5 protein-coding genes and 1 pseudogene are annotated in these 10,839 nt (G+C 65.7%); 1 reads left to right on the top strand and 5 read right to left on the bottom strand.

Features of this window, described 5'->3' with window-relative positions; translation table 11 throughout:
* A partial coding sequence (locus KDB67_RS14515; protein WP_291016928.1) for a hypothetical protein occupies positions 1-500 on the bottom strand: 500 nt, incomplete at its 3' end.
* 260 nt (positions 501-760) lie between these two features.
* Here KDB67_RS14515 and KDB67_RS14510 point away from each other — a divergent pair.
* A complete protein-coding gene (locus KDB67_RS14510) occupies positions 761-1,846 on the top strand; it encodes an NYN domain-containing protein (protein ID WP_291016925.1) in 1,086 nt (361 codons plus the stop codon).
* Between the two features lie 70 nt (positions 1,847-1,916).
* Here KDB67_RS14510 and KDB67_RS14505 read toward each other — a convergent pair whose 3' ends face one another.
* From KDB67_RS14505 to KDB67_RS14490, 4 genes and pseudogenes are all read right to left on the bottom strand, one after another.
* On the bottom strand, positions 1,917-5,873 hold the full coding sequence (locus KDB67_RS14505; protein WP_291016922.1) for a DNA-directed RNA polymerase subunit beta': 3,957 nt from the start codon (positions 5,871-5,873) through the stop codon (positions 1,917-1,919).
* A gap of 38 nt (positions 5,874-5,911) precedes the next feature.
* Entirely contained in the window at positions 5,912-9,406 is a 3,495-nt protein-coding gene (gene rpoB, locus KDB67_RS14500; protein WP_291016920.1) for a DNA-directed RNA polymerase subunit beta, read from the bottom strand.
* Positions 9,407-9,755: 349 nt separating this feature from the next.
* Positions 9,756-10,502, bottom strand: coding sequence for a hypothetical protein (locus tag KDB67_RS14495; protein WP_291016918.1), 747 nt, complete (start codon positions 10,500-10,502; stop codon positions 9,756-9,758).
* Positions 10,502-10,839, bottom strand: a pseudogene (locus KDB67_RS14490) (hypothetical protein); the annotation flags it as partial. The pseudogene KDB67_RS14490 and the gene KDB67_RS14495, both read right to left, overlap by 1 nt.

Genomic DNA, 10,839 nt, shown 5'->3' with positions numbered 1-10,839 from the left:
CGGCGGGGCAGGTAGAGATCGTCCATACCCACGTACGATCCCGGACCACTGACCCGAATCTTGAGAATCGTGTCCCACGGCAGGTTGCGGAACACGTACCGGTACCCGAGCATGCCACCACTGCGATCCGTGCTGACCAGGGTCGCGGTGCCGGCATACCGGCCTGTGTAGGTTTCGACGGCATAGACCCGCGGCGCCGACGACCAGCGCGGACCGTTGTCCCAGCGCCGGCCGTTGCCCCAACGATCATTACCCCGACGACCATTACCCCAACGATCATTGTCCCAACGACCATTACCCCAACGATCATTGCCCCAGCTGTTGGTGGTCTGCTTGGCCCACACGACGACGTCGACGCGGTTGGTCGCCTGATTCCAGCCGTGGCCCGGTCCGGGATCCCAACCGCGGTTGGGGTAGGCCGATGCTTCACCGGCGACGAGGCCAGACAGACCGGCAGCCATCGCCAGCGCCATGAGCGCTACCGTAAGCTTCCTGAACATTGCATATCCTTCCTTCGGGCGGTCATGCACTGTACCTGCGATGCAGATGAGTCGCACAGATCCGCCTGTTCGATGGTCCCCTCGAAAGGTTGATCGCCGCAAGGGCCGGGATCGTTTCACACTGATCCGATATGCGCATGTCACGGGGCCGCATTCGGTCAGCCGGACGACACATGATTTGCCGAGTTCTACGCTGCCGATCGCGACCCGGCCGGACCACCATCCAGGGTTCCCACAGGTGCCGATGACATAATCCGCGCATGCGGTCCACCAATTGCGTATACGTCGACGCCGGCTACCTCCTCGCCTCCGCGGCCACCCGGGCAACCGGGACCTCGCTGCGCAGCGGCATTAACGTCGACGACGCGGCACTGATCTCCACCCTCGTCAACACCGCGGCCCGGCTGTCGGGGCTGCCCACGCTGCGCGTGCACTGGTACGACTCGGCGCACAACGGCGTCCCCGACCCACGACAGGAACGGATCGGCGAACTGCCGAAGGTGAAGCTGCGCCTGGGCCGGTTCGGAGTACAAGGAGAACAGAAAGGTGTGGACCTGCGCATCGGGCTCGACCTGGTCACCCACGCCCGCAACAACGCCTCCGACGTGTTCTTCCTCGTCTCCGGCGACGACGACCTCACCGAAGCGGTCGAGGAGGCGCAGGTCCATGGAGTGCAGGTCGTCGTCCTGGCCATCCCCAACGCCGCGGGCAAGCCGCACGGCATCAGCAGGCACCTGCTGCGCGCCGTCGACGACATGCAGGTCATCGACGGCGCGGCCGTCGACGCGGCGGTCATCAAGATCGACCGCAAAGTACCCGAGACCACCGAGCCCAAGTCCGCCGACGTGTCCCGGCCCGGGCCGAAACCCGGCCCACCGGCCGCCGCACACCCGGCCGCCCCGCAGACGGCGGCGCGTCAGCCCACACCGGCGCACCCGGCAGCACCGAAACCCATACCGGCCGAACCACGCAAAGCCTCGCCGGCGACCGTCGCGGCATCAGCGCAGATACCGATCGTCAAACCACGGCAGACCAGCACGCTGGCCTATAGCTCCAAGAGCGGCGAGATCAGCCATGTCATGCCGGGCTACGACGCACCCGACGTCGTCAGCGACAACGACGCGATCGAGGCGGTCGCCGACCGCGTCCTGTCCTCGTTCCTGGACACCGCATCGCCCGACGACCTGCGCCAGCTCGCCGCGTCGCGGCCGTCGATCCCGCAGGATCTCGACCGCGCGATGCTGATGGACGCCTCCGATGCCCTCGCCGTCGGCGACATCCCCGAACCGGTCCGCTACCGGCTCCGTGAGGTGTTCTGGCAGCGGTACAACGCCCGGCGGCCGTGACAGCCAGCGCAATGCCAGTGGCCCCACACCGGAAAGGTGTGGGGCCACTGGCATTCAGACCGTCGGGTGACTAGCGGTAGTCGTTGGAGAAACCGTAATCGTCGAGCGGGACCGCGGCACCGGACGGGGCACCGAAGGTACCGTCCGGGCTGTAGTAGGTGTCGTCGTAGGACGGCACCGCGTACGCGGCGGCACGCGCCTCCTCGGTCGGCTGCACCTGGATGTTGCGGTACTTGTTGATACCGGTACCGGCCGGGATGAGCTTACCGATGATCACGTTCTCCTTGAGACCGATCAGCTTGTCGCTGCGGCCGTTGATGGCCGCATCGGTGAGCACGCGGGTGGTCTCCTGGAACGATGCCGCCGACAGCCACGAATCGGTGGCCAGCGACGCCTTGGTGATACCCATCAGCACCGGACGACCCGCAGCCGGCTCGCCGCCCTCGAGCACCATCTTCTGATTCGCGGCCTCGAACTCGGCACGCTCGGTGAGCGAACCGGGCAGGAACTCCGTCGAACCCGAGTCGATGATCGTGACCCGGCGCAGCATCTGCCGCACGATGGTCTCGATGTGCTTGTCGTGAATCGACACACCCTGGCTGCGGTAGACCTCCTGGACCTCGTTGACCAGGTGGATCTGCACCTGGCGCGGGCCCATCACGCGCAGCACCTCGTGCGGGTCGGCCGAACCCTCCATGAGCTGCTGGCCGACCTCGATGTGGTCGCCGTCGCTCAGCAGGCGTTCGGTGCCGTCGTCGTGCTTGAACACACGCAGACGCTGCCGCTTGGAGATCTTCTCGTACACCACTTCTTCGGAACCGTCGTCGGGGACGATGGTGATCTTGTAGAAGCGGTCGTCGTCCTCCAGACGCACCCGGCCCGACACCTCGGAGATCGGGGCCACGCCCTTGGGGACACGCGCCTCGAACAACTCCTGGACACGCGGCAGACCGCCGGTGATGTCGTCACCGACACCGCCCTGGTGGAAGGTACGCATCGTCAGCTGGGTACCGGGCTCACCGATCGACTGGGCGGCGATGATGCCCACGGCCTCGCCGATGTCGACAAGCTTGCCGGTGGCCATCGACCGTCCGTAGCAGTGTGCGCACACACCGGTGCCGGTGCCGCAGGTGAGCACCGAGCGCACCTTGACCTCGGTGATGCCGGCGGCCAGCAGTGCCTCGATCGCCGGATCGCCCAGGTCGTGGCCACGTTCGACGACGACGTTGCCATCGGCGTCGACCGCGTCGGCGGCCAGTGTGCGGGCGTACGCGGAGGTCTCCACGTGCGCGTCGCGGATGATCGAGCCGTCCGGCTGCTTCTCGCCGAGCGCGACGTTGATGCCGCGCGGCGTGCCGCAGTCGGTTTCGCGGACGATGACGTCCTGCGAGACGTCCACCAGACGACGGGTCAGGTAACCCGAGTCGGCGGTACGCAGCGCAGTGTCGGCCAGACCCTTACGGGCACCGTGAGTGTTGATGAAGTACTCCAGCACCGTCAGGCCCTCGCGGAACGACGACTTGATGGGGCGCGGGATGAACTCACCCTTCGGGTTGGTCACCAGACCCTTCATGCCCGACAGGTTACGAACCTGCGTCAGGTTACCGGTGGCACCCGAGCGCGGGATCATGATGATCGGGTTGTCCTCGGGGTAGTACTCCTCCATGGCCTTACCGACCTCTTCGGTGGCCTGCTTCCAGATCTCCACCAGCGCGTCACGACGCTCGTCGGGGGTCAGCGCACCACGCTGGAACTTGCGCTCCAGACCGTCGGCCCGCTCCTCGTAACGTTCGAGGATCTCCGCCTTCTGCGGCGGCACCAGCACGTCGGCCATCGACACCGTGACACCCGAACGGGTGGCCCAGTAGAAGCCCACGTCCTTGAGCTTGTCGACGGTCTGCGCGACGACGATCATCGGGTAGCGCTCGGCGAGATCGTTGATGATCGCGGCCTGGCGCTTCTTCGGCATCTGCTCGTCGACGAACGGGTACTCCACGGGGAGCAGTTCGTTGAACAGCACCCGGCCCAGCGTGGTCACGGTCGTCCACGGCTGTCCGTAGCGCCAGCCGTCGGCGAACAACTCGTGCTCGACGTCGGCGGGCGGACGCTGGTCGGTCAGCCGCACCTTGATGCGCGACTGCACGGTGAGCGCGCCACGGTCGACGGCCATCTGCGCCTCGGCCGGGCTCGAGTAGACGCCCTCCTCGGCACTGTCGGCGGTGGCCTGGCGGTACGAACCGACCGCGCCCTCCTTGAGGGTGGTCAGGTAGAACAGGCCGGTCACCATGTCCAGACGCGGCATGGCCAGCGGACGGCCCGACGCGGGCGAGAGGATGTTGTTCGACGACAGCATCAGGATGCGGGCCTCGGCCTGCGCCTCGGCGCTCAGCGGCAGGTGCACGGCCATCTGGTCACCGTCGAAGTCGGCGTTGAACGCCTCACACACCAGCGGATGCAGCTGGATGGCCTTACCCTCGACGAGCTGCGGCTCGAACGCCTGAATACCGAGGCGGTGCAGCGTGGGCGCACGGTTGAGCAGCACGGGATGCTCGTTGATGACCTCTTCGAGGACATCCCACACCGCCGGACGCTGACGCTCGACCATCCGCTTGGCCGACTTGATGTTCTGCGCCTGGTTCAGGTCCACCAGACGCTTCATCACGAACGGCTTGAACAGCTCCAGGGCCATCAGCTTGGGCAGACCGCACTGGTGCAGCTTGAGCTGCGGGCCGACGACGATGACCGAACGGCCCGAGTAGTCTACGCGCTTGCCGAGCAGGTTCTGACGGAACCGGCCCTGCTTGCCCTTGAGCAGATCGCTCAGCGACTTGAGCGGACGGTTGCCCGGACCGGTGACCGGACGACCGCGACGGCCGTTGTCGAAGAGCGCGTCCACCGACTCCTGCAGCATCCGCTTCTCGTTGTTGACGATGATCTCGGGCGCGCCCAGATCGATCAGTCGCTTGAGGCGGTTGTTGCGGTTGATGACGCGGCGGTACAGGTCGTTCAGGTCGGAGGTGGCGAACCGGCCACCGTCGAGCTGCACCATCGGCCGCAGCTCCGGCGGGATCACCGGAACGGCGTCGAGCACCATACCCAGCGGCGACGCCTTCGACTGCTGGAACGCGGCGACCACCTTCAGTCGCTTGAGTGCACGCAGCTTCTTCTGGCCCTTGCCGCTGCGGATCGTCTCGCGCAGCGACTCGGCCTCGGCGTCGATATCGAAGATCTCCAGGAGCTTCTTGATCGCCTCGGCACCCATCGCGCCGGTGAAGTACTCGCCGAACCGCTCGTCGAGCTGCCGGTACAGCTTCTCGTCGATGATCAGCTCGCCCGGGCTCAGCTTGGTGAACTTGTCCCAGATCTCCACCAGCTCATCGATCTGGCGCTGCGCTGCATCACGCATGCGGCGCATCTCGCGCTCGGCACCGTCCTTGACCTTGCGGCGGACGTCGGCCTTGGCACCCTCGGCCTCCAGCTCGGCAAGATCCTGCTCGAGCTTCTGCTGACGCTCGTTCAGGTCGATGTCACGCTGATCGGCCAGGGCCTTCTTCTCGACCTCGATCTCGGCCTCACGGGTCGAGAGCTCCGCGTGGCGCAGCTCGTCGTCGACGGAGGTGATCACGTAGGCGGCGAAGTAGATGATCTTTTCCAGATCCTTCGGCGCCAGGTCGAGCAGGTAGCCCAGCCGGCTCGGCACACCCTTGAAGTACCAGATGTGCGTGACCGGTGCGGCCAGCTCGATGTGACCCATCCGCTCGCGGCGCACCTTGGCCTTGGTGACCTCGACGCCGCAGCGTTCGCAGATGATGCCCTTGAACCGGACGCGCTTGTACTTACCGCAGTAGCACTCCCAGTCGCGGGTCGGTCCGAAGATCTTCTCGCAGAACAGGCCGTCCTTCTCGGGCTTGAGCGTGCGGTAGTTGATCGTCTCCGGCTTCTTGACCTCACCGTACGACCAGTTGTGGATGTCGTCGGCCGTGGCCAGGCCGATCTTCAGTTCGTCGAAAAAGTTGACGTCGAGCACTTGTTACCTTTCCAGAGCTCTGTTGTCAGTGGTGAGGGTCAGTTGGCGAGGTCATCGACCGTGGCGGACTCGTTGCGCGAGAGGTTGATGCCCAGGTTGGCCGCGGCGCGCTCGAGATCCTCGTCGTCGCTGTCGGCCATCTCGATGGCCGCGCCGTCCGAGGACAGCACCTCCACGTTCAGGCAGAGCGACTGGAGCTCCTTGAGCAGCACCTTGAAGGACTCGGGGATGCCCGGCTCGGGGATGTTCTCGCCCTTGACGATCGCCTCGTACACCTTCACGCGCCCGATCACGTCGTCGGACTTGATCGTGAGCAGTTCCTGCAGGGTGTAGGCAGCGCCGTAGGCCTGCATCGCCCAGCACTCCATCTCACCGAAGCGCTGGCCACCGAACTGGGCCTTACCGCCGAGCGGCTGCTGCGTGATCATCGAGTACGGACCGGTCGAACGCGCGTGGATCTTGTCGTCGACGAGGTGGTGCAGCTTGATGATGTACATGTAGCCGACCGACACCGGGTACGGGAACGGCTCGCCCGAACGTCCGTCGAACAGCGTCGCTTTGCCGTCACCGTTGACCATGACCTCACCGTCACGGTTGGGCAGGATCGAGCCGAGCAGACCCGTCAGCTCCTCCTCGCGCGCACCGTCGAACACCGGGGTGGCGGTGTTGGTGTCGGGATCGGCGTGGAACATGTCCTCGGGCAGCTTGGACGCCCAGTCCGGAACCCCGTTGGCGACGTCGATGTTCCAGCCGGCCTTGGCGACCCAGCCCAGGTGGGTCTCCAAGATCTGGCCGATGTTCATACGACGCGGCACACCGTGCGTGTTCAGGATGATGTCGACGGGGGTGCCGTCGGGCAGGAACGGCATGTCCTCCTGCGGGAGGATCTTGCCGATGACGCCCTTGTTGCCGTGCCGGCCGGCGAGCTTGTCGCCGTCCTGGATCTTGCGCTTTTGCGCCACGTACACGCGGACCAGCTCGTTGACGCCGGGCGCGAGATCGTCGTCGTCGTCGCGGCTGAACACGCGCACACCGATGACTTTGCCGGTCTCGCCGTGCGGCACCTTCAGCGAGGTGTCGCGCACCTCGCGGGCCTTCTCACCGAAAATCGCGCGCAGCAGCCGCTCCTCCGGGGTCAGCTCGGTCTCACCCTTCGGGGTGACCTTGCCGACCAGGATGTCGCCGTCGCGGACCTCGGCACCGATACGGACGATGCCGCGCTCGTCGAGATCGGCGAGCACCTCGTCGGAGACGTTCGGGATGTCCCGGGTGATCTCCTCGGCACCGAGCTTGGTGTCGCGGGCGTCGATCTCGTGCTCCTCGATGTGGATCGAGGTGAGCACGTCTTCCTCCACGAGCCGCTGGCTCAGGATGATCGCGTCCTCATAGTTGTGACCCTCCCACGGCATGATCGCCACGAGCAGGTTCTTGCCCAGAGCCATCTCACCGTTCTGGGTGCACGGGCCGTCGGCCAGCACCTGACCGGCCTCCACCCGCTGCCCCTCGTCGACGATCGGGCGCTGGTTGGCGCACGTGCCGTGGTTGGAGCGGGCGAACTTGTTGAGACGGTCGGTCTTGCGGGTGCCGTCATCGCCCATCACGGTGATGTAGTCGGCCGAGACCTCTTCCACGACACCGGTCAGCTCGGAGACGATCACGTCGCCGGCGTCGACCGCGGCACGCAGCTCCATACCGGTACCCACCAGCGGCGACTCGTTGCGCACCAGCGGCACGGCCTGACGCTGCATGTTCGCACCCATCAGGGCGCGGTTGGCGTCGTCGTGCTCGAGGAACGGAATCATCGCGGTGGCCACCGACACCATCTGGCGCGGCGACACGTCGAGGTACTGCACCGCGTCTGCGCCGACAAACTCCACCTCGGAGCCCTTCTTACGCACCAGGATGCGCTCGTCGGTGATGCGGCCGTCGAGATCGTAGGACGTGTTGGCCTGTCCGATGAGGTAGCGGTCCTCCTCGTCGGCGGTCATGTACTCGATCGTGTCGGTGACGTGACCGTTCTCGACCTTGCGGTACGGGGTCTCGATGAAGCCGAACGGGTTGACCCGCGCGTACACCGACAGCGAACCGATCAGGCCGATGTTGGGGCCCTCAGGGGTTTCGATCGGGCACATGCGGCCGTAGTGCGAGGGGTGTACGTCGCGCACTTCGAGGCCGGCACGCTCACGCGACAGACCGCCCGGGCCCAGCGCCGAGAGGCGGCGCTTGTGGGTCAGGCCCGACAGCGGGTTGTTCTGGTCCATGAACTGCGAGAGCTGGCTGGTGCCGAAGAATTCCTTGATCGCCGCCACGACGGGACGGATGTTGATCAGGGTCTGCGGGGTGATCGCCTCGACGTCCTGGGTGGTCATGCGCTCGCGCACGACCCGCTCCATGCGCGAAAGGCCCACGCGGATCTGGTTCTGGATCAGCTCGCCGACGGTACGCAGGCGACGGTTGCCGAAGTGGTCGATGTCGTCGACCTCGATCGGCACCTCGATGCCGCCGGGGCCGGTCACCGACGACAACGTCAGCACGTGCGGGTCGGCCTCGTGCAGACGCACCAGGTACTCGACGGTGGCCGCGATATCCTCGCGGGTCAGCGTCGACTCCCCGACCATCGGGTTGGCCGTCAGGCCGAGCTTCTTGTTGACCTTGTAGCGGCCGACGCTGGCCAGGTCGTAGCGCTTCTCCTTGAAGAACAGGTTCTCCAGCAGCGACTCGGCCGACTCCTTGGTGGGCGGTTCGCCCGGACGCAGCTTGCGGTAGACCTCCAGCAGCGCCTCGTCCTGGTTGGACGTCGAGTCCTTCTCCAGGGTCGACATCATGATCTCGGAGAATCCGAAACGCTCGGCGATCTCCTCGGTGGTCCAGCCGAGCGCCTTGAGCAGCACGGTGACGGGCTGGCGGCGCTTGCGGTCGATGCGCACGCCGACGGTGTCGCGCTTGTCCACGTCGAACTCCAGCCAGGCACCGCGGCCCGGGATCACCTTGACGGTGTGCAGGGTCTTCTCGGTGGCCTTGTCGATGGCGGCGTCGAAGTACACGCCGGGGCTGCGCACGAGCTGGCTCACCACGACACGCTCGGTGCCGTTGATGATGAAGCTGCCCTTGTCGGTCATGATCGGGAAGTCGCCCATGAAGACGGTCTGCGACTTGATCTCGCCGGTGTTGTTGTTGATGAACTCGGCGGTGACGAACAGCGGCTTCGCGTACGTCATGTCCTTGTCCTTGCACTCCTCCACAGAGGCCTTGGCCTCATCGAAGTGCGGATCGGAGAACGACAGCGACATCGACCCGGAGAAGTCCTCGATCGGGGACAGCTCATGCAGGATGTCCTCAAGCCCGCCCGTGGGGTTCTCGACGCCCCTTGCAAGTGCCTTCGCCCGCCACTCCGGAGAGCCTTGGAGCCATTCGAAGGAGTCAAGCTGCAGATCGAGGAGGCCCGGGACCTCCAACGGCTCGCTGATCTTTGCGAATGAAGCGCGGCGCGGCGCTCCGGGGATGGTTGAGGTGGACTGGCGGTTGATTGCCAAGATGCGTCCTTCCAACACGAAGTGTGAACCTAGCTAGCGGTGCTCGCCCTTGATGGGCCGTTCGCTGGAGACACGCCTGTGTTGGCATCAACCACGGGTTGATACGCCGCACGACGCGACGCATGTGGCCTGAGGCAGAATCAAAGATGGACAGGAGGCAGCCAGCGCAACGTCCTACTGTATCAGAAAATAGGCGCGGTTTGTCAACTCACGCCTGGAGTGATCTCACCGACACCGGTAGAGATCTGTCGCCGATGGCTGCCTGCTCATCTTTCACTGGTCACAGAGTGGCCCGAGATCGGCTCCGCGTCAAGCGAAACAGCAAGATTGGTGAAAGATGAGCAGGACGTCAGGACACCGCGTGGATCTGATCGAGCTTCTCGATGAGCCAGGCATCGCCTTTGCGGACCAACCGCAGGTCGATCGCGGGTGCGCCGCTGTTGGCCGCGATGCCGTTCAGCGACTGGCTGATGACCAGGTTCATGATGACGTGCGCCTTGTCGCCCTCGCCGCCGCCGGTCAGCTCCATCACGCCCACACCATCGACCTTGCAGTCCGCAACGGCCTTGGTCTGCTCGATCAACTGCTTCTGCGTCGGCAGGTACTCGTTGAACTCCTTGAGGGGCTTGCCGGTGAGCGCCGAACGAGCCTTGGCCGCCCACTTGTCGAACTCGGTGCCGTCATAGGCGAGCACATTGCACGCCTTGCTGCCGGCCTGCGAGGTCAGCTCGGTGGTCGCGGCCTCGTCGATGAACGCCTTGTTCTTGCCGATGCTCGCGCCGGGATGCAGTGCCCCGATGATCGCGATAATCGCGAGTACCAGCGCGGCGACTCCCAGCCAGATCGCCAGCGTCCACGGCGACTTCGAACGGGTCGTCGTCAGAGCCGAACGGGTGGCGGACGTGCCCGCGGCCGACGACGTGGCGCGGGTCGGCTCGTCCTGTCCCGCTCCGGTGGCCGGAACGGAGTCCGGCGATGCCGGTCCGGTCGCGCTCGCCTGCTCCGCCGTCGTATCGGCATCGATCGGCCGGCCACCACGGTCGAGCCCTGCGACGCGGGGCCGCGCCTTCTTGGGACGTGGGTTGGTTGCCATCATCAGTTGCCCGCCCCTTCGGTCGTGCTCGGCTGCTGCGTCTGGGTCGGCTGGGTCTGGGTGGCCGTTCCCTGGTCGCCCGCGTTGGCCATGTCCGATTCCAGCGCCAGCGAATCAAGCGAGGTGATGCTGGACGCCTTCCACAGGTCGCCGTTCTTGGTCATCCCGACCATGAAACCCATCGACCGCTTCACGCCGGCCTCGTTCGACTTCTTGGATGTGGCTTCCACATACACCAACACGCGGGCCGTCCCGTCGTCGGCGTTCACCTCGACCGGTGCGCTGCGCAGCACCCTGCTCGACAGCTTGGCCACCTGACCGGTTCCCGCCGCCTGGATCT

Origin of the sequence: Gordonia sp. (in: high G+C Gram-positive bacteria), from assembly GCF_020438995.1 — a bacterium.
Taxonomy (GTDB): Bacteria; Actinomycetota; Actinomycetes; order Mycobacteriales; family Mycobacteriaceae; genus Gordonia.
The sequence above is the reverse complement of the archived record's forward strand: the minus strand, read 5'-3'. Positions and strand labels throughout refer to the sequence as shown.